Annotated in this window: 21 protein-coding genes; 10 read left to right on the forward strand and 11 right to left on the reverse strand. The window is 54.9% G+C overall.

Annotated elements, in window-relative coordinates; genetic code table 11:
• Positions 1–25 precede the first annotated feature (25 nt).
• Positions 26–1,210, reverse strand: coding sequence for a multidrug efflux MFS transporter EmrD (gene emrD / locus E5C26_RS24090; protein WP_135318506.1), 1,185 nt, complete (start codon positions 1,208–1,210; stop codon positions 26–28).
• Positions 1,211–1,506: 296 nt separating this feature from the next.
• On the opposite strand from emrD, the gene E5C26_RS24095 reads away from it, so the two are divergent.
• Together E5C26_RS24095 and fpr are read left to right on the forward strand one after the other, a co-directional pair.
• On the forward strand, positions 1,507–2,130 hold the full coding sequence (locus E5C26_RS24095; protein WP_135318507.1) for a helix-turn-helix transcriptional regulator: 624 nt from the start codon (positions 1,507–1,509) through the stop codon (positions 2,128–2,130).
• A 3-nt stretch (positions 2,131–2,133) separates the two neighbouring features.
• The gene (fpr, locus tag E5C26_RS24100) at positions 2,134–2,880 is read left to right on the forward strand and encodes a ferredoxin--NADP(+) reductase (protein WP_135318508.1); all 747 of its coding nucleotides are present in this window, start codon (positions 2,134–2,136) and stop codon (positions 2,878–2,880) included.
• Between the two features lie 9 nt (positions 2,881–2,889).
• Here fpr and E5C26_RS24105 read toward each other — a convergent pair whose 3' ends face one another.
• Positions 2,890–3,315: a DUF805 domain-containing protein gene (locus E5C26_RS24105; RefSeq protein WP_135318509.1), complete on the reverse strand. Its 426-nt coding sequence runs from the start codon at positions 3,313–3,315 to the stop codon at positions 2,890–2,892.
• Positions 3,316–3,516: 201 nt separating this feature from the next.
• Here E5C26_RS24105 and E5C26_RS24110 point away from each other — a divergent pair, with 201 nt between their 5' ends.
• Both E5C26_RS24110 and tpiA read left to right on the forward strand, forming a co-directional pair.
• Positions 3,517–4,107 carry a DUF1454 family protein gene (locus E5C26_RS24110; RefSeq protein WP_135318510.1) on the forward strand — a complete coding sequence of 197 codons (591 nt, stop codon included), beginning with the start codon at positions 3,517–3,519 and terminating at the stop codon, positions 4,105–4,107.
• 127 nt (positions 4,108–4,234) lie between these two features.
• On the forward strand, positions 4,235–5,002 hold the full coding sequence (gene tpiA, locus E5C26_RS24115; protein ID WP_012147479.1) for a triose-phosphate isomerase: 768 nt from the start codon (positions 4,235–4,237) through the stop codon (positions 5,000–5,002).
• Between the two features lie 66 nt (positions 5,003–5,068).
• Here tpiA and E5C26_RS24120 read toward each other — a convergent pair whose 3' ends face one another.
• The 4 genes from E5C26_RS24120 to cpxP all read right to left on the reverse strand — a co-directional run bounded on the left by E5C26_RS24120 (position 5,069) and on the right by cpxP (position 8,958).
• A complete protein-coding gene (locus tag E5C26_RS24120) occupies positions 5,069–6,058 on the reverse strand; it encodes a sulfate ABC transporter substrate-binding protein (RefSeq protein ID WP_135318570.1) in 990 nt (329 codons plus the stop codon).
• A gap of 192 nt (positions 6,059–6,250) precedes the next feature.
• Entirely contained in the window at positions 6,251–7,213 is a 963-nt protein-coding gene (pfkA, locus tag E5C26_RS24125; RefSeq protein ID WP_012147481.1) for a 6-phosphofructokinase, read from the reverse strand.
• Positions 7,214–7,444: 231 nt separating this feature from the next.
• Positions 7,445–8,347: a CDF family cation-efflux transporter FieF gene (gene fieF / locus E5C26_RS24130; protein ID WP_135318511.1), complete on the reverse strand. Its 903-nt coding sequence runs from the start codon at positions 8,345–8,347 to the stop codon at positions 7,445–7,447.
• A gap of 116 nt (positions 8,348–8,463) precedes the next feature.
• Positions 8,464–8,958, reverse strand: coding sequence for a cell-envelope stress modulator CpxP (gene cpxP, locus E5C26_RS24135; RefSeq protein WP_135318512.1), 495 nt, complete (start codon positions 8,956–8,958; stop codon positions 8,464–8,466).
• Positions 8,959–9,107: 149 nt separating this feature from the next.
• Here cpxP and cpxR point away from each other — a divergent pair, with 149 nt between their 5' ends.
• From cpxR to E5C26_RS24160, 5 genes are all read left to right on the forward strand, one after another.
• Complete coding sequence (gene cpxR / locus E5C26_RS24140) at positions 9,108–9,806, forward strand: envelope stress response regulator transcription factor CpxR (RefSeq protein ID WP_004953234.1); 699 nt, start codon at positions 9,108–9,110, stop codon at positions 9,804–9,806.
• Positions 9,803–11,176 carry an envelope stress sensor histidine kinase CpxA gene (gene cpxA / locus E5C26_RS24145; RefSeq protein ID WP_037421674.1) on the forward strand — a complete coding sequence of 458 codons (1,374 nt, stop codon included), beginning with the start codon at positions 9,803–9,805 and terminating at the stop codon, positions 11,174–11,176. The genes cpxR and cpxA overlap by 4 nt, the downstream gene beginning before the upstream one ends.
• Before the next feature lie 63 nt (positions 11,177–11,239).
• A complete protein-coding gene (trmL, locus tag E5C26_RS24150; protein ID WP_135318513.1) occupies positions 11,240–11,713 on the forward strand; it encodes a tRNA (uridine(34)/cytosine(34)/5-carboxymethylaminomethyluridine(34)-2'-O)-methyltransferase TrmL in 474 nt (157 codons plus the stop codon).
• A 62-nt stretch (positions 11,714–11,775) separates the two neighbouring features.
• On the forward strand, positions 11,776–12,570 hold the full coding sequence (locus E5C26_RS24155; RefSeq protein WP_135318514.1) for a CHAD domain-containing protein: 795 nt from the start codon (positions 11,776–11,778) through the stop codon (positions 12,568–12,570).
• Positions 12,571–12,664: 94 nt separating this feature from the next.
• A complete protein-coding gene (locus E5C26_RS24160) occupies positions 12,665–13,336 on the forward strand; it encodes a DUF3313 domain-containing protein (protein WP_135318515.1) in 672 nt (223 codons plus the stop codon).
• Between the two features lie 63 nt (positions 13,337–13,399).
• Here the strand turns inward: E5C26_RS24160 and cysE are convergent, their stop codons facing one another.
• From cysE to E5C26_RS24185, 5 genes are all read right to left on the reverse strand, one after another.
• Positions 13,400–14,221 (reverse strand): serine O-acetyltransferase, encoded by an 822-nt coding sequence (gene cysE / locus E5C26_RS24165; protein ID WP_135318516.1) that lies wholly within the window; start codon positions 14,219–14,221, stop codon positions 13,400–13,402.
• Between the two features lie 92 nt (positions 14,222–14,313).
• Entirely contained in the window at positions 14,314–15,333 is a 1,020-nt protein-coding gene (gpsA, locus tag E5C26_RS24170; protein ID WP_135318517.1) for an NAD(P)H-dependent glycerol-3-phosphate dehydrogenase, read from the reverse strand.
• The gene (secB, locus tag E5C26_RS24175) at positions 15,333–15,803 is read right to left on the reverse strand and encodes a protein-export chaperone SecB (RefSeq protein ID WP_135318518.1); all 471 of its coding nucleotides are present in this window, start codon (positions 15,801–15,803) and stop codon (positions 15,333–15,335) included. The genes gpsA and secB overlap by 1 nt, the downstream gene beginning before the upstream one ends.
• Before the next feature lie 59 nt (positions 15,804–15,862).
• A complete protein-coding gene (gene grxC / locus E5C26_RS24180) occupies positions 15,863–16,111 on the reverse strand; it encodes a glutaredoxin 3 (RefSeq protein WP_012147490.1) in 249 nt (82 codons plus the stop codon).
• Between the two features lie 28 nt (positions 16,112–16,139).
• Complete coding sequence (locus tag E5C26_RS24185) at positions 16,140–16,574, reverse strand: rhodanese-like domain-containing protein (protein ID WP_012147491.1); 435 nt, start codon at positions 16,572–16,574, stop codon at positions 16,140–16,142.
• Between the two features lie 299 nt (positions 16,575–16,873).
• Here E5C26_RS24185 and gpmM point away from each other — a divergent pair, with 299 nt between their 5' ends.
• A complete protein-coding gene (gene gpmM, locus E5C26_RS24190) occupies positions 16,874–18,418 on the forward strand; it encodes a 2,3-bisphosphoglycerate-independent phosphoglycerate mutase (protein ID WP_135318519.1) in 1,545 nt (514 codons plus the stop codon).
• Positions 18,419–18,425 lie beyond the last annotated feature (7 nt).

An 18,425-nucleotide genomic window follows, 5' to 3' on the forward strand; every position in this document is an offset into this window, starting at 1 on the left:
AGGGCGCCTTCGGCGCCCTGATTATTTATACGGTATGTCCCTGATGCTGCATCCGGTGCGACAACGGCCACCAGCACAGCAAAATCAGTAATGCCATGGCAAACATCAGCAGGCCGAGGCTGAACTGCCCGGTCTGCGGCAGCATGGCGGAAAGCCATGTCGCCAGGCCAGAGCCCATATTCTGCATGCCGCCGACCAACGCGCCCGCCGCACCGGCCAGATAAGGAAACGGCTCCATCGCCCCGGTAGTGGCCAGCGGGAATAGCATCCCGGCACCGAAGAAGAACAGTGCCGCCGGCACAATCAGCGTCCAGATATTCATCACGCCAAACCACCCCGGGATCCACATCATCAGACCGGCAAGCAGGCAACTGATCACCGAATGCCACACCAGACTGTGGAAGCTTTTGCCGTCACGACCGGCATACCAGGCCCCAAAGAACGCCGCCGGGATGGGCAGAATAAACAGGATACTGACGGTCAGCCCGCTAAGGCCCAACACGCCGCCCATCAGCACGCCGCAGCTGGCTTCAAAGACCGCGATCCCCGCCAGAGCACCGATCAGCATCACCAGATAACAGCTAAAAGTACTGTCCGCCAGCAGCTTGCGGAAGCTCGCCAACATACGCCGTTTTTCAGTCTGCTGCGGTCGGGTTTCCGGCAGCCAGCGGAACATGGCGAAGGCCACACCGGCGCACAATACCAACAAGAAGGCATAACAGGCGCGCCAGCCGAATACCATCGCCAATGCCCCGCCGATAATCGGCGCCAGCAACGGGCTGACCAGAATGCCCATGTTGAGCAGGCTGTTGGCATAGCGCAGCGAAGTCCCCGCATAGAGATCACGCGGCATGGTTCGCGCCATCACCCCCGCCACACCGGTCCCCATCCCCTGAATGGCGCTGGCGGCAACCAGCATCGTCAGGTTCGTGGACAACAGCGCGCCCAGCGCACCCATCATGAAGATCATCATCCCGGCCAGGATCACCGGCCGACGGCCAATACGGTCCGACAGCGGGCCGTAAATCAACTGCGAGAAGCCATAGGTCATCAGATAGGCCGCCATCACGCGCTGCACGGCACCGGAGCGCACCGACAGATCCTTGGCAATATCAGCAATCACGGGAACATAAATGGTTTGTGCCATCTGACCGACGGCCACTAACAGGGTAAGCATCACCAACAGGTGAAAGTTTTCTATTTTTCTCATTATCTTCGTTAACGTATTAACTCGTCACAGCGTCCCGGTATGGCCCCACATTCAGCCAGAACGGCGAGCAGCCCTCTATGGCGGCATAAGCTAACAAATTTAATTTTTTTAGCGAGTTTCAGACAGATATTGATCTGCGTCACAGTGGCAGCAAAGCCAACCAGCCTCGTAAATTAAACTGTACGTCTACTGCTTATGGGTTAAAAATGGCAAACTTTCAATAGTTTGGCTTTAGCATTTAATCGATAATTATTTTCATCATCTTGAAATAAAATAACGCCATAGGGATTGGGTTTATGAAGACAACAGAGCTGATTTTATTGCAGTTAAAAACCTTGGGGCCGCATTCCGCCAAAATGCTGGCTGAGCGTCTGGACATCACCCCCATGGGTATTCGTCAGCATCTGCAATCTCTGGAAAAACGTGAGCTGGTGGGTTACGAGGAAGCGCGCACCAAGGTAGGTCGCCCCACACGCTACTGGTCGCTGACCCAGCAGGGCCACGCCCAGTTTGCCAATGGCCACGATCGGCTGGCGACAGAGCTGTTGGGATCTGCCCATCAGCTGTTTGGTGCTGAAGGCGTGGAGCAGTTGCTCAGCGCGCGCGAAGACAAGCTTTATCAGCGCTATGCTGAAGAACTGTCAGAGGAAAACTGCCATCAGGCCAAACTCGCCCGACTGGTGCGCCTGCGGCAGCATGATGGCTACATGGCCGAACTGTTAGAACATCCGCAAGGCATGTTACTGGTGGAAAACCACTGCCCAATCGGCGTGGCGGCCACCGCCTGCAGCAGCCTGTGCAACTCGGAGCTGCAATTGTTTAACCGTCTGTTTGGCCAGGGTTATCGCATAGAGCGTACTGCGCACGCTATTTCCGGCTCACGACATTGTGCTTATTTGATTCGACCATTGGAGCTTTAGAGTATGGCTGACTGGGTTAATGGCAAGGTTACGCAAGTCACGCAATGGACCGACGGGTTGTTCAGCATCACCGTCCATGCGCCCATTGCTCCCTTTATCGCCGGGCAATTTGCCAAACTGGCGTTGGAAATTGACGGTGAACGCGTACAGCGCGCCTATTCCTACGTCAACGCCCCCAGCGATCCAAACCTGGAGTTTTACCTGGTCACCGTGCCGGAAGGCAAACTGAGCCCACGCCTCAATCAGTTGCAACCGGGTTCGGAAGTGATGGTGACCAAAGAGGCCGCCGGATTTTTCGTGCTGGAGGAAGTACCTGAATGCGACACCCTGTGGATGCTGGCGACCGGCACCGCCATCGGCCCTTACCTGTCGATGTTGCAGGAAGGCAAAGACCTGGAGCGCTTCAAAAATCTGGTGCTGGTGCATGCCACCCGCTTTGCGCGTGACCTCAGCTACCTGCCGCTGATGCAGCAATTACAGCAGCGTTACAACGGCCAACTGCGCATTCAGACTATTGTCAGCCGTGAAGAAGTCACCGGCTCGTTGACCGGCCGCGTACCGGCGCTGATCGAGGATGGCCGGCTGGAAGCGGCGGTGGGATTACCCCTCAACGCGGAAACCGACCATGTGATGCTGTGTGGTAACCCGCAAATGGTGCGGGATACCCAGCAAATGCTGAAGGATCAGCGGCAGATGCGCAAGCACCTGCGCCGCAAGCCTGGCCATATCACCAGCGAGCAATACTGGTAGCTTACGGCCTCATTGTGCGCTGAACTTCACCGGCTCGGCCGGCGGGCCAAAACGGTTGGTATCTGGCGTGCCGACAAAGGCGCCCAAATCGATCATCATCATCACAATGATCAGCGTCGGGATAAAACGCCCGACGCCCCATTGCCAGAGCGGTGCCAGCATGTCCCAGTTACCCGCCGCCAGCAACCACGCCAGGATCAGCAATAACGCCCACCAACCGGCTTTATTACGGTCATGCAGCCGTTTCACCAGCACCGCCGCCGTCGGCCATAGCAAGCCCACGATAAAGAATGCGATGGTCTGGATATCCACCAGCTCACGACTGGCGAGAGAAAAAGCCACCACCATCAGCACCAGCCACAGCACCATCCAAATCCAAAAATCACGCCGCCCAATTCGGCCCTTAAACGAAAAGCACCACTGTTGTATTGTCATTGAATCCTGCGTTGTTAGCCTGCCCATATTCTGCCGTGCAGTGTAACATAGGCGCTGCCGGGCGAAGATTTCTGCCCTGCATTACGCGGAGTAACGCACAGCTTTCCTGTCAGCAAGCGATAATGGCGCGGGATCTTTGACAATCCCCCTCGGTTATCGCTTTAATCGGAGCCATCTTTGTTCTTGATGCCGTGTTATACCATGCTGAGAAAAACCATCGCCGTCGCCTGCCTGTTGCTGAGTATCAGCAGTGCCTGGGCCGATCCGCCGGATGCCGCAGTCAGTGCATCACCCACAGCGCCATACCTGCAGGCCGGCGCGCCGACGTTTGATCTGACGGTGGTAAAATTCCGCGAAAAATATAACCGCGACAACCCGGCGCTGCCGATTGGCGAATTTCGCGCCATCGCCACCGCAGAAGACGATACGCCACTGCTGACACGTGCCGCCAGCAAGCTGAACGAAAATCTCTACGCCTCCACTGCGCTGGAGAAGGGCACCGGCAAAATCAAAACGCTGCAAATTACCCATCTGCCGCTGCAACAAAGCAGCGAAGAAAAGGCGGCCCGCACCATTGCCATCAGCTATATGGCCGCACTGATGCGCCAGTTTGAACCGGCGCTGACGGTGGAAAAAAGCCTGAGCAAAGTGGCCAACCTGTTGGAGAAAGGCAAAGGGTCACGCTTTTACCAACAGCAAGTTGGTGCGATCCGTTATGTGGTCGCGGATAACGGTGATAAAGGGGTAACTTTCGCTGTTGAACCGGTTAAGCTGACGCTATCCGAGCCGTAACAGCCGGTCATTTAATGACGAAAAGCAAAGCCTTCGCGCTTAATCATCTCTATACTGTTGGGCAGGTAAACTGCCGGTCCGGCAGTGGTTATTTCGACTCTCGCGTTCCCTTGTTGGAGGAAAAAACATGCGTCATCCATTAGTTATGGGTAACTGGAAGCTTAACGGCAGCACTCACATGGTTAACGAACTGATCGCCGCGCTGCGCAATGAACTGAGCAGCGTTGACGGTTGTGGCGTCGCTATCGCACCACCGGTCATGTACCTGGACCAGGCCAAGCACGCGCTGGCCGGCAGCCGCATCGCTCTGGGCGCCCAAAACGTAGACGTGAACCTGTCCGGCGCATTCACCGGTGAAGTTTCCGCCGACATGCTGAAAGATATTGGTGCGCAATACATCATCATCGGCCACTCCGAGCGTCGCACTTACCACAAAGAAACTGACGCAGCGATCGCCGAGAAATTTGCCGTGCTGAAAACTGCCGGTCTGATCCCCGTGCTGTGCATCGGTGAAACTGACGCTGAAAACGAAGCGGGTAAAACCGAAGAAGTTTGCGCACGTCAAATCGACGCCGTACTGAAAACCCAGGGTGCAGAAGCCTTTAAAGGTGCCGTTATCGCTTATGAGCCAATTTGGGCTATCGGTACCGGTAAGTCTGCTACCCCTGCGCAAGCACAGGCAGTACACAAATTTATCCGCGATCACATCGCCAAGCAGGACGCAGCCGTGGCTGCAGAAGTGATCATCCAGTACGGCGGCTCCGTGAACGACAAAAATGCTGCAGAGCTGTTCACCCAGCCGGACATCGACGGTGCGCTGGTTGGCGGCGCCTCACTGAAAGCCGATGCTTTCGCCGTGATCGTCAAAGCCGCTGCAGCTGCTAAAAAAGCCTGATTTCACCCGGCTTATAAATAACAAAACCCCGGCAAGCCGGGGTTTTTTATTGCTGCCAATTGAGCATCAACGTTTGCTGATTTCGTCAAACACACCGCCGGTGGCAAAGTGCACCTTCTGCGCCTGGGTCCAACCACCGAAAGTATCATCCACGGTGAACAGCTTCAGTTTCGGGAACTGGTCGGCAAACTTGGCCGCTACTGACGCATCGCGTGGACGGTAATAGTTTTTCGCCGCGATGGTCTGCCCTTCCGGCGTATACAAATACTTCAGGTAAGCCGTAGCCACATCGCGGGTACCGCGCTTATCAACCACTTTATCCACTACCGACACGGTCGGCTCGGCCAGAATCGATTCGCTTGGTGTGATAATTTCAAACTTGTCCTTGCCCAGCTCTTTTTCCGCCAGTAGCGCTTCGTTCTCCCAAGCAATCAACACATCACCGATACCACGTTCAACGAAAGTATTGGTTGAGCCGCGCGCACCGGAATCCAGCACTTCGACATTCTTATACAGGTTTTTAACGAATTCTTGCGCCTTGGCCTGATCGTTATTGTTTTGATGCAGTGCGTAACCCCAGGCGGCCAGATAGTTCCAGCGCGCGCCACCAGAGGTTTTCGGGTTCGGAGTAATTACCGAGACGCCCGGCTTGATCAAATCCGCCCAGTCGTGAATTTGTTTTGGGTTGCCTTTGCGCACCAGGAATACAATGGTCGAGGTATAAGGCGCCGAGTTGTCCGGCAGGCGTTTGATCCACGCTTTGTCAATGCGCCCGCGCTCGGCGATAGCATCCACGTCATAGGCCAGCGCCAGTGTCACCACGTCTGCCTCAATGCCGTTAATCACCGAGGTCGCCTGCTTGCCGGAGCCACCATGCGACTGACGTACCGTGACTTTATCACCGGTCTGTTGCTGCCAGTATTTACCGAATGCGGTGTTGTATTCCTGATAGAATTCACGCGTCGGGTCGTATGAAACATTCAGTAATTGGATATCTTTCGCCATGGCACCGGACGCCAGCAGCATTATTGTCAGACCTACACCCCATTTACGCATACGCATCGACTCGCTCCCCCAGGAAAAATAATCGCAACCTCAATCGGTTGATTTAGCATCAGAGCCTGCCAGAAACTTGTCTATCAATTAAAGAATAAAAAATGTTGGGCTAGACGATTCTGGAATATAAGCGCTGCAGACATAAAAAAGCCTCCACATGCGGAGGCTTCGATTACCTGAATAAAAACGGGATCAGTACAGCTTTTTCGCCGTTTCCAGCCAGTCGCCCTTGAATGGACGCTTCATATTTTCGATCGCATCGATGATATCGTGGTGCACCATCTTCTCGTTCTGGATACCGACACAGCGGCCGCCGTAGCCCTGCAACAACAGCTCGATGGCGTAAGCCCCCATGCGGGAAGCCAGAATACGGTCGTAAGCTACCGGAGAACCGCCGCGCTGAATATGCCCCAACACAGTAGCGCGGGTTTCACGCTTGGTCTCTTGTTCGATATGGCGCGCCAGCTCATCGATATCGCAGATATGCTCGGTGATCGCCACGATCGCGTGTTTTTTACCCTTGTCGATGCCGGCTTTGATTTCACACACCAAATCTTCGCGGTTAAACTCAATTTCAGGTAACACGATAAACTCGCAGCCGCCGGCAATCGCCGCCGCCAGCGTCAGATCGCCGCAATAACGCCCCATCACTTCAACGATAGAAATACGCTGATGTGAAGATGAAGTATCACGCAGGCGGTCAATTGCTTCTACCACGGTTTCAAGTGCGGTGAAGAAACCGATAGTGTAGTCGGTACCAGCCACGTCGTTATCGATAGTGCCCGGCAAGCCAATACAAGGGAAACCCTCTTCCGTCAGGCGTTTAGCCCCCATATAGGAACCATCGCCGCCAATCACCACCAGCGCATCAATACCACGGTTTTGCAGATTTTCAATCGCCTTGGCGCGTACGCTGTCGTCTCTGAACTCCGGGAAACGGGCAGAACCAAGGAAGGTGCCGCCGCGATTGATCATATCGGACACGCTGTAGCGGTCCAATTTTTCCATGCGATCTTCGTACAAGCCAAGGTAGCCATCGTAAATACCAAAAACTTCCAGACCTTCTGAAAGTGCAGCACGCACAACGCCACGGATCGCAGCGTTCATACCCGGCGAATCACCGCCACTCGTCAGTACACCGATTTTCTTGATCATGACTACCTCTGAACTGTAGATGCAATTTCTTAAGAATTCTGTATTCGCCGATTGTCTTGGAACCTCTCCGGCTGCAGAAAATCAGCTTTACGGCTTATTGCTGGATATTATAACAAAAACACCCAGCTGAATTGATTCAAGTCACGCAATATTGCGGTAAAAAACCACTATGGCACGCCGAGCTAACTCCGCTATTCACCCGAAGCACTCATCTTACAGGCCTTGCATTGATTATAGCTCCCAACGCCCCTGTCGGCCCTCTGGCACCACAGAACAGGGATCCTGGTGGATGAGGACATCCGCCCCGGGGAAACGATGCAACAGTGCCTGCTCCACTTGCTCGGCCAGAAGATGCGCCTGCATCAGCGGCAGCGCATCGTCCATTTCCAGATGCAACTGGATAAAACGCGTCGGACCGGACTGGCGGGTCCGCAGATCGTGCGCCCCTTTCACCCCTGGCCAGGAAGAAATCACATCAATGATCGCCTGACGTTCATCATCCGGCAATGCCCTGTCCAGCAGCGATTGCACAGCTTCATTACCCATCCGCAACGCGCTATAAAGAATGTAGACGCCAATTGCCAATGCAAACAGCGCATCCGCTCGTTGAAAACCGTACCAGCTTAGCGCAAGCGCTATAAGAATAGCACCATTCATCATGACATCTGACTGATAATGCAGCATATCTGCTCGTACTGCCTGACTACGGGTTTTTCTTACCACCCAACGCTGATAGGTAACCAACAGCAAGGTGCTGAACAACGCCACCACCGTCACGGCAATACCGATACCGGGATCGCGCAGCGTTTCCGGGGAGTACAGATGCTGGAAGCCGGTCAGGAACAGAAACAGCGCCGAACCGGAAATAAACATGCTCTGCGCCAGCGCGGCCAACGATTCGGCCTTACCATGCCCGAAGGTGTGTTCCTCGTCGGCCGGCTGCAACGAATAACGCACCACCAGCAAGTTTGTCAGCGACGCGGCAATATCCACCAATGAATCCACCAGCGCCGCCAGCAGGCTCACCGAACCGGTGTGGTACCAGGCGACAATTTTGATCAGTAGCAGTATGGAGGCCAACGCGGTGGCAGCTAACGCGGCAGATTTCACCAGACGCGCATATTGCGGTTCCATAACCCATCCTGGTTAAACATCGAGAGGGTCAATATAGCGGAATGATGGACAAAAAAAACCCCGCCATCATGGCGGGGGAAGACAGGGATGGTGTCTATGGCAAGGAAAAACAGGGACTACTCAGTCATACTTAACTTCTGGGCAGAAGTTTGCTGCAAACCAGAAATTTGTTGCTCCATCTGCTGCATGCGCTGCTGATGTTTCTGGTCTAAAACACTTTTTTGCTGTGGCGTCAGCAGGTTATACATTTGGTTGCGTACTCTGGCCATTTCGACCTGACGCTTAACCTGTTGCTGAGCCATCTGTTCCGCCTGGGCATACACGGCGGCTTCATCAAATTTGTCTGCGGTCACCAGCTTATGCATGGCTTCCATTTCAGCTACATTGACACCAGGCAAATCGTGGCGAGCCTGGCGCATTAAATCGCGCATTTGCTGACGCTGCTGTTCAGTCAGGCTGACACCGTCAAACATGTGATGCTGGCCTGGTGCTCGGGTCATCGCGTCGTTGCCGGGAGTCGGTGCAGTTTCCGATGTAGTGTCGGCAGCAAACGCAGCGGTAGAACCTATTGCCAGCATTGATGCCATAACTAATGCGGTCACCTTACGCATTTTAACTCCTCGTGCTTTCTCACTTTGCGAATCAACGAGGAGCAGTGTACTGCTGCACCTGCAAACATGCGTCAGTGCATGTAAAACTACGTAAAGTCATGGAATGCCAACAGTTGATGACGTATTTTGCGTCAGGAGGAAAAAATACGATGAACAAAATTCTGTTAGTTGACGACGACCGCGAGCTGACCTCGCTGTTAAAAGAACTGCTTGAAATGGAAGGCTTTACCATCGTCGTGGCTTACGATGGCGAACAGGCGTTGTCGCTACTGGACAGCTCCATCGATCTGCTGTTGCTCGATATCATGATGCCGAAGAAAAACGGTATCGATACGTTGAAAGAACTGCGCCAGCACCACCAGACGCCGGTCATTATGCTGACCGCTCGCGGCAGCGAACTGGACCGCGTGCTGGGTCTGGAACTGGGTGCCGATGACTACTTGCCAAAACCTTTTAACGACCGTGAACTGGTCGCGCGCATTCGGGCGATTCTGCGCCGTTCCAACTGGAGCGAACAGCAGCAAAATGTCGATACCGGCGCACCCACGTTGGACGTTGACGGTTTGCAGCTCAATCCGGGCCGCCAGGAAGCCAGCTTTGACGGCCAAACGCTGGATCTTACCGGCACCGAATTTACCCTGTTGTACCTGTTGGCACAGCATCTCGGCCAGGTGGTCTCACGTGAACTGCTGAGTCAGGAAGTGCTGGGCAAACGCCTGACGCCGTTTGATCGCGCCATTGACATGCACATCTCCAACCTGCGACGTAAACTGCCGAACCGCAAAGACGGCCACCCGTGGTTCAAAACCTTGCGTGGACGGGGTTACTTAATGGTATCTGCAACATGATCAACAGTTTGACGGCACGCATCTTCGCCATTTTTTGGTTCACATTAGCCCTGGTGCTGATGCTGGTGTTGATGGTGCCCAAGCTCGACTCCCGCCAAATGACCTCGCTGCTGGACAGCGAGCAGCGGCAGGGGCTGATGCTGGAGCAACATGTCGAGGCCGAGTTGCAAAACGATCCGGCCAACGACCTGATGTGGTGGCGGCGTTTATTCCGCGCCATTGAGAAATGGGCCCCGCCTGGGCAGCGCCTGATCCTGGTCACCAGCGAAGGCCGGGTGATTGGCAACATGCAACGCAACGAAATGCAGTTGGTGCGTAATTTTATCGGCCAATCTGATAATTCCGACCACCCGAAGAAGAAAAAATACGGCCGCGTCGAGCTGGTCGGTCCCTTCTCCGTGCGTGATGGTGAAGACAACTACCAGTTGTACTTAATTCGTCCCGCCAACAGCCCACAATCCGACTTCATCAACCTGATGTTCGACCGGCCGCTGCTGCTGCTGATCGTCACCATGTTGATCAGCGCCCCATTGCTGCTATGGCTGGCCTGGAGTCTGGCGAAACCGGCACGTAAACTGAAAAACGCGGCCGATGACGTCGCCCGTGGCAACCTGAAACAGCATCCGGAGCTGGAAGCCGGGCCGCAAGAATTTCTGGCCACCGGTGCCAGTTTCAACCAAATGGTCAGTTCGCTGGAACGTATGATGACCGCCCAGCAGCGGCTGATCTCCGACATCTCGCACGAGCTGCGCACCCCGCTAACCCGTCTGCAGTTAGCTACCGCGTTAATGCGTCGTCGCCACGGTGAAGGACGTGAGCTGGAGCGCATCGAAACCGAGGCACAGCGTCTGGACTCGATGATCAACGATCTGTTGGTGTTGTCACGCGGACAGCAGAAAAGCGAGTTGGTCCGTGAGCGGCTACTGGCCAATGAGCTATGGGCCAATGTACTCGATGACGCCGGTTTTGAAGCCGAGCAAATGGGCAAGCAGTTGGAGGTCACCGCACCTCCCGGTCCATGGACGCTGTTCGGCAACGCCGGCGCGTTGGACAGTGCACTGGAAAACATTGTGCGTAACGCACTGCGCTATTCGAACACACGTATTGCGGTGGCGTTCAGCGCCGACAACCAGGGTATCACCATTGTGGTCGACGATGACGGCCCAGGCGTGAGTACGGAAGACCGCGAGCAAATTTTCCGACCGTTTTATCGTACTGACGAAGCGCGCGATCGCGCCTCCGGCGGCACCGGTTTGGGCCTGGCTATCGTAGAAGCGGCGGTCAACCAGCATCGTGGCTGGGTAAAAGCGGAAGACAGCCCACTCGGTGGGCTGCGCTTGGTGTTGTGGTTACCGCTGCATCAGCGCTGATCGCCTAAGACAGGTCGGTAAGATTTTGCTATTCTGCGCCCCTCGTCATGAGGGGCTTTTTACATGCTGAACATTGTTTTATTCGAACCTGAAATTCCACCCAATACCGGTAATATCATCCGCCTGTGCGCCAATACCGGCTTTCAACTGCACCTGATAGAACCTATGGGTTTCCCGTGGGATGACAAACGTCTGCGCCGCGCCGGGCTGGACTATCATGAATTCGCCAGCATCCGACGTCACGCCGACTACGCCGCCTTTATCGCCAGCGAAAACCCGCAGCGGCTGTTTGCCCTGACCACCAAGGGCACGCCGGCACACAGCGCGGTCAGCTATCAGGCCGACGACTACCTGCTGTTTGGACCGGAAACCCGCGGCCTGCCTGCAGAGATCCTCGAGGCACTGCCCGCACAGCAGAAAATCCGCATTCCCATGCAGGCGCAAAGCCGCAGCATGAACCTGTCTAACGCCGTGGCCGTGGTGGTGTATGAAGCCTGGCGGCAACTGGACTATGCAGGAGCCTTGATTAAAGCTTAACCGATGACAACCTGCTTTGTGGGGAGGATAATCTTTTAAGGTCGCCTCTCCGGGGACATCACATGGCTTTGATCGAAAATATTGTCGCGCAAGCGCGCAGGCTCGAGCGCATGTTGAATCAGGCGCTACTACGTTTGCCGGATCCGGCAGACAATGAGGCGCTGCACGACGTACGCATCAACCTGCGACGTATCAGGAGCCTGCTGCGGCCATTACGTGGCACTCCCGGCGTTGCACAGCTAAATCAAGCCGCCGCCAGCCTGGGGAAAATAACCACCCCGATACGCGATCTGGAGGTGCTGATCGCCGAACTGGAACAGCATCAGTTAGCGTGGCAGGCCAACACTCGCAAGACCGAGCTGCAAAGCCGGAAACTCGCTTTACTCTCCCTGCCATTGCTGAGCGAAATTCCGATACGCCTACATGCCTGGTTAAAAACCTTGCGCCATGCCAGACACCGCCACGCAAAACGTCATATCACCCGTCGTCTGACTCTCCAGGTGATACAGCTGCGACTCGCACTGGCCGATAAGCAATACGATCGGCACCGGCTACGCCTGCTGGTCAAGCGCCTTCGCTATGGGGTCGATGCCTATCCACAACTTTCGCTCCTCACCCCCGAGGCTGTCACCTGCCTGAAAACAACTCAAAGCGCACTCGGCGATTGGCACGATCGCTTTGTCTGGTGTCAACAAGCCGAAAACCAGCAGGACCTCTGGCCGCTGCTGTCGCAATGGCAAGAAGCGATGGAAATCGCACGACAAAATGCGGAAGCGACACTGGATCCGTTATCAAAGGTGCTCGATACCACAGGTAAAAAACACACCACACATCACGATCCTGACCAGAGAAGCTGAGACATGGCACGTCCTGCGCCGAAAAGATTCGCTACGGTAGCGAATAATAAGCCGCATTTTTATAAGGGCTTCGGTACTCAATATGGGAAATTGTATGAAAAAACAACGCACTTGCGTTGCTATGGCGGCATTGACGGTGGTTCTGTCACTGGCGGGTTGCTCGTCTAAAGTGACCCAAACGGATCAATACTCAGGGTTCCTGTCTGACTACAGCAAACTACAGGAAACGACTTCGCCAAGCGGTCATAAAACACTGCGCTGGATTGATCCAAACTACAAAGAATCCAACTATCGCGGTATCTACTTTCAACCGGTAATCTATTTCCCGGCTGAAAAACCAACAGCACGCGTAAGCCAGGCCACACTAGACAAGATTAAGGCCTATTCCACCCAGCGGATTAAAACCGCCCTTCAAAATCGCTTCACTATTCTGCAAAGCCCGAAGGGATCGCACGTTTTGGTAGCCAAGCTCGCTATTACTGCCGTCTCTGCTGAAAACGAAGATATGAAGTTCTATGAAGTCGTACCGGTTGCGGCAGTGCTGGCAAGCACCATGGCAGTGAGTGGCTACCGAACGCAAAACACGACATTGTACATTGAGGGCGAACTGATCGATCAGGACACAGGAAAAACGGTAATTGAAGTGGCGCGTAAAGCCTATGGCAAAACGGTCAGCAACGACAGTAAACCGGTCACAGCCGAAGAGGTCAAAGCGGCGATAGACGATATTGTTACCGATATCACCGACTTCCCAAAACAGGGCTAAACGTCGCCGAAAAAGAGCAAGGGGAGCAAAAGCTCCCCTTGTTTTGTCTCTTAGACAGCCCGCTTAAATGCCGTCGCCGTACTCAAAACCGTGGTTGGTACCGTTGAAATACTGATCCATATCCATCGATGGCGTATCACTTTCCGGTCTGCCGACAATGCGCGCCGGTACGCCGGCAGCGGTAGTATGTGCCGGCACCGATTGCAGCACCACCGAACCGGCACCGATTTTCGCCCCTTTCCCCACTTCGATATTGCCGAGAATTTTAGCCCCGGCGCCAATCATGACACCTTCGCGGATCTTCGGATGGCGATCGCCGCTGGTCTTCCCGGTACCACCAAGCGTGACCGACTGCAAAATAGAGACGTTGTTTTCTACCACGGCAGTTTCACCGATCACGATGCCGGTGGCGTGGTCGAGCATGATGCCGCAGCCAATGGTCGCCGCCGGATGAATATCCACGCCAAAAGCGACCGAAATCTGGTTTTGCAGATAGATTGCCAGCGCTTGCCGCCCCTGCAGCCACAGCCAATGGCCGATACGATAAGCCTGCAGCGCATGGAAACCTTTCAGATACAGTAGCGGCGTTGAGTACTTGTCTACTGCCGGGTCGCGCAAGCGCACCGCCAGAATATCGCGAGCCGCTGAAGCGATCATTTGCTGATCGGCCAGATAGGCATCCTCCACCACTTCACGCACGGCAATGGCGGGCATAATCGGGTTGGCCAGCTTGTTTGCCAGAATATAGCTGAGCGCACCGCCCAGATTATCGTGCTTGAGTAACGTCGCATGATAAAAGCTAGCCAGCATCGGTTCACACTCAGCCAGCTCTCTCGCCTCTGATTTGATGCTATTCCAGACCTGCTCTAACTCTTCTGACGACATCAGGTTCCTCTCCGCCTTGCAAAACAGGCTGCCTCACCGCATCGCAGTCAGGCAGCCCAATTCAATCGCTTGAAAGCCATAGGGTATATAGATTATGCGCTGTGCTTTTCGTCTTTTCTGGTACGCCCCAGCAAGCTCAGCGCAGCTTCTCGGGCATTTTTATGGCAATACAACACCTGATAAATCTGTTCGGTAATCGGCATTTCTACGCCGTAGCGTTGCGCCAGCGCCAATACCTCTTTGGTATTGCGATAACCTTCGACCACCTGACCGATGCTGTCCTGCGCTTCTTGTACCCCTTTACCCTGTCCCAGCATAATACCGAAACGGCGGTTACGCGATTGATTATCTGTGCAGGTTAATACCAGATCGCCCAACCCAGCCATGCCCATAAAGGTCGATGGATCAGCGCCTAATGCAGAGCCGAGACGGGTCATTTCCGTCAGGCCACGGGTAATCAGTGCAGTACGCGCATTGGCACCAAAACCGATACCGTCAGACATCCCGGCACCGATGGCTATCACGTTCTTCACCGCCCCGCCCAGCTGCACGCCGATAAAATCGGGGTTGCTGTAAACGCGGAAACTTTTGCCGCAGTGCAGCAACTGCTGCAGATCTTCGGCGAACTGTGCATCGGTAGCCGCCAGTGCAATTGCAGTCGGCAGCCCGGCAGCCAGCTCTTTGGCGAACGTCGGCCCTGAGACCACCGCCAGCGGGATCGTCTCGCCCAGCGCTTCGCGTGCCACGTCCTGCAACAGCCTGCCGGTTTCCGCTTCCAGCCCCTTGGTCGCCCACACAATGCGGGCATCCGGGCGTAGATGCGGTTTTAACTGGCGCAGCACATCGCCGAATACATGGCTTGGCACCACCACCAGCACATCGCGACTGGCTGCCAGCGCGCGCGGCAAATCCGCCTCGAGCAGCAGCGTGTCGGGGAAAGCGACATCGGGAAGAAATGCCTGGTTGCAGCGATCGCGCTGCATCTTTTGAATTTGCTCGGGGTTATGGCCCCACAGCACCACGGAGTGGCCGTTACGCGCCAGCGTAATAGCTAATGCGGTGCCGTACGAGCCGGCACCGATTACAGTCATTGAAGCATTGACGGTGTTCATCAGGCATCCTGATGTGGTGCAGCACCTTCGCCTTCTGACTGCTGCTGCAGATAGTTCATGAACAGCGCGTCAAAGTTAACCGGTGCCAGGTTCAGCTGCGGGAATGTACCGCGAGAAACCAGGCTGGTGATGCACTCGCGCGCATACGGGAACAGGATGTTCGGGCAGTATGCACCCAGGCAATGTGCCAGCTGTGTGCCGTCGATGCCTGCTACGGAGAAAATGCCTGCCTGCTGTACTTCACACAGGAACGCAGTTTCTTCGCCCAGAGACGCCGTCACGGTTACGCGCAGTACAACTTCATACACTTCGTCAGCCAACTGGCTGGAAGCGGTATCTAGATCCAGTTTAACTTCTGGCTGCCATTCCTGCTGGAAAACCTGCGGAGCTTTTGGCGCTTCGAAGGAGATATCCTTGGTGTAAATACGCTGGATCTGGAAAGCCATCTCTGTGTTGTTTTGTTCTGACATGTGTGTAATACCCTTGGTTAAACGTCCTTATTGATACTCAGTAACCGGCAGTCACCCGCTTAAAGCAGCGGATCCAGACCACCACGAGCATCGAGTTCATATAAATCATCACAGCCGCCGATGTGTTGGCCGTCGATGAAAATCTGAGGCACGGTGGTACGCCCACTGCGCGCAATCATCGCTTCGCGTTTTTCATTATCACCATCAATGGCGATTTCGTTAAACGCGGCTCCCTTGCTGTTCAGCAGCGCTTTGGCGCGATGACAGAACGGGCAGGTCGCTTTGGTGTAGATATCAATGTTAGCCATGGATTACCACCTCAAATACGTTAAAGAATTACTTACCGCGCACTAACGGCAGGTTTTCCCCGCTCCAGCCGGCAATACCGTCTTTCAGCGTAACTACATTTTCAAAACCGGCCTTGCTCAGGTTCTCTGCCGGCTCGCGGGAGGTGGTACCGTTGGCACAAACCACGATGATCGGCTGAGCCTTGTGTTTTTCCAGCTCGCCCAGACTGCCGCTTTTGATTTCGCTGGCGGTCAGGTTGATGGCGTTGGCCAGATGGCCACGGCGGAAATCATCACGGCTGCGGGTATCAACCACAACGGCATCTTCTTTATTAATCAGGCGGGTAGCTTCACCACGGGTGATTTCTTTCACCTTGGAGAAACTGCTCTTGAACGTCATGACGATCACCGCAACCAGCAGGGCGATCCAGGCCAGGCTCAGTATGGGATGCTTGCTAACGAATTGCATAATTTCTTGCAGCATGGGGTGTAACAACTCCCGTTAGTTAAGGGAAAAAATAACTCAAGGTTCCAGAGTATACCTGCCGAGTGCAGCAAATACAGCCAATAAGCAAGCGCTATTGCAGAAACTGCGGGCTACGCTGAGAAATTCACGATGCCACAGCATAAAAGCCGCCCTTGTTCACCGCAACTTTGATCTCTCTGGGCTCTTTTTAAGCGTTTGCGTTGTAAAATCGGGCAGTTTTGAGAGTGAATAGCCATCCGCCCGGCCATGGGTTGATGACTATTCACAACTTAAAAGTTCATAACGAGGTTAACGCAATGTCGAGCAACAAAAAGCCGATGGTACTGGTGATCCTGGACGGTTACGGCCACCGCGAGGAGCAACAGGACAACGCCATTCTGAATGCCAAAACACCGGTGATGGATCGTCTGTGGCAACAGCAACCACACACGCTGATCGCCGCGTCCGGGCTGGATGTCGGCCTGCCTGACGGCCAGATGGGTAACTCCGAAGTCGGCCACGTCAACCTGGGTGCCGGGCGCATCGTTTATCAGGACCTGACCCGACTGGATAAAGAAATCAAAGAAGGTGATTTCTTCGCCAATCCAACGCTGACGGCAGCGGTCGACAAAGCCGTACAGGCAGGCAAAGCGGTGCATATCATGGGCCTGCTGTCACCGGGCGGCGTTCACAGTCACGAAGACCATATTCTGGCGATGATTGAACTGGCTTCGCAGCGCGGTGCCAAAGCCGTTTACCTGCACGCCTTCCTGGACGGCCGCGATACCCCGCCGCGCAGTGCAGAAACCTCTCTGCAACGCTTTAGCGAAGCCTATGCCAAACTGGGTACCGGGCGCATCGCATCACTGATTGGCCGTTATTACGCCATGGACCGCGACAACCGCTGGGACCGCGTTCAACTGGCCTACGATTTGCTGACCCAGGCCAAGGGGGATTATGTCGCCGATAACGCCGTGGGTGCCCTGCAGGCCGCCTATGAGCGCGGTGAAAACGACGAATTCGTCAAGCCGACCGTGCTACAAGCCGCCGGTGAAGCCTCTGCCGCATTACAGGATGGCGACGCACTGATCTTCATGAACTTCCGTGCCGACCGCGCACGCCAGATCGTCCGTTCCTTCGTTAATGCCGATTTCGACGGTTTCCCTCGCGCCAAAGTCATCAATTTTGGTGATTTCGTAATGTTGACCGAGTATGCCGCCGACATCAAAGCCCCTTGCGCCTATCCGCCAGCATCGCTGAGCAATACCTTCGGCGAATGGTTGATGAAGCATGACAAAACCCAGCTACGCATTTCGGAAACCGAAAAATACGCCCACGTGACCTTCTTCTATAACGGCGGTGTTGAAGAACCCTTCACCGGTGAAGATCGCGTGCTGATCAACTCACCGAAGGTCGCTACCTACGATTTGCAGCCGGAAATGAGCGCGGCCGAACTGACCGATAAACTGCTGACAGCCATTGGCAGCGGCAAGTACGACGCCATTATCTGCAACTACCCGAATGGCGACATGGTAGGTCACACCGGGGTTTACGACGCGGCGGTGAAAGCCGTAGAGACGCTGGATAATTGTATCGCTCAGGTGGTCGAGGCCGTTAAGGCCGCCGACGGGCAGTTGCTGATCACCGCCGATCACGGCAACGCCGAACAAATGCGTGACCCGGCTACCGGCCAGGCGCATACCGCCCACACCAGCCTGCCGGTACCGCTGATTTACATCGGCAAGCCTGCCAAAGCAGTCAATGGTGGCAAGCTTTCGGACATCGCGCCAACCATGCTGACGCTGATGGGAATGGAAATCCCGCAAGAGATGACTGGTAAGCCGCTGTTCATCGTGGAATAATCCTTCT

This window comes from Serratia proteamaculans (assembly GCF_004684015.1).
In the GTDB taxonomy this organism is placed as follows: Bacteria; Pseudomonadota; Gammaproteobacteria; order Enterobacterales; family Enterobacteriaceae; genus Serratia; species Serratia proteamaculans_F.

Bases quoted from the DNA above. Each gene is read 5' to 3' on its own strand.
- emrD (WP_135318506.1), bottom strand. From the start codon at position 1,210: ATGAGAAAAATAGAAAACTTTCACCTGTTGGTGATGCTTACCCTGTTA.
- E5C26_RS24095 (WP_135318507.1), top strand. From the start codon at position 1,507: ATGAAGACAACAGAGCTGATTTTATTGCAGTTAAAAACCTTGGGGCCG.
- fpr (WP_135318508.1), top strand. From the start codon at position 2,134: ATGGCTGACTGGGTTAATGGCAAGGTTACGCAAGTCACGCAATGGACC.
- E5C26_RS24105 (WP_135318509.1), bottom strand. From the start codon at position 3,315: ATGACAATACAACAGTGGTGCTTTTCGTTTAAGGGCCGAATTGGGCGG.
- E5C26_RS24110 (WP_135318510.1), top strand. From the start codon at position 3,517: ATGCTGAGAAAAACCATCGCCGTCGCCTGCCTGTTGCTGAGTATCAGC.
- tpiA (WP_012147479.1), top strand. From the start codon at position 4,235: ATGCGTCATCCATTAGTTATGGGTAACTGGAAGCTTAACGGCAGCACT.
- E5C26_RS24120 (WP_135318570.1), bottom strand. From the start codon at position 6,058: ATGCGTAAATGGGGTGTAGGTCTGACAATAATGCTGCTGGCGTCCGGT.
- pfkA (WP_012147481.1), bottom strand. From the start codon at position 7,213: ATGATCAAGAAAATCGGTGTACTGACGAGTGGCGGTGATTCGCCGGGT.
- fieF (WP_135318511.1), bottom strand. From the start codon at position 8,347: ATGGAACCGCAATATGCGCGTCTGGTGAAATCTGCCGCGTTAGCTGCC.
- cpxP (WP_135318512.1), bottom strand. From the start codon at position 8,958: ATGCGTAAGGTGACCGCATTAGTTATGGCATCAATGCTGGCAATAGGT.
- cpxR (WP_004953234.1), top strand. From the start codon at position 9,108: ATGAACAAAATTCTGTTAGTTGACGACGACCGCGAGCTGACCTCGCTG.
- cpxA (WP_037421674.1), top strand. From the start codon at position 9,803: ATGATCAACAGTTTGACGGCACGCATCTTCGCCATTTTTTGGTTCACA.
- trmL (WP_135318513.1), top strand. From the start codon at position 11,240: ATGCTGAACATTGTTTTATTCGAACCTGAAATTCCACCCAATACCGGT.
- E5C26_RS24155 (WP_135318514.1), top strand. From the start codon at position 11,776: ATGGCTTTGATCGAAAATATTGTCGCGCAAGCGCGCAGGCTCGAGCGC.
- E5C26_RS24160 (WP_135318515.1), top strand. From the start codon at position 12,665: ATGAAAAAACAACGCACTTGCGTTGCTATGGCGGCATTGACGGTGGTT.
- cysE (WP_135318516.1), bottom strand. From the start codon at position 14,221: ATGTCGTCAGAAGAGTTAGAGCAGGTCTGGAATAGCATCAAATCAGAG.
- gpsA (WP_135318517.1), bottom strand. From the start codon at position 15,333: ATGAACACCGTCAATGCTTCAATGACTGTAATCGGTGCCGGCTCGTAC.
- secB (WP_135318518.1), bottom strand. From the start codon at position 15,803: ATGTCAGAACAAAACAACACAGAGATGGCTTTCCAGATCCAGCGTATT.
- grxC (WP_012147490.1), bottom strand. From the start codon at position 16,111: ATGGCTAACATTGATATCTACACCAAAGCGACCTGCCCGTTCTGTCAT.
- E5C26_RS24185 (WP_012147491.1), bottom strand. From the start codon at position 16,574: ATGCTGCAAGAAATTATGCAATTCGTTAGCAAGCATCCCATACTGAGC.
- gpmM (WP_135318519.1), top strand. From the start codon at position 16,874: ATGTCGAGCAACAAAAAGCCGATGGTACTGGTGATCCTGGACGGTTAC.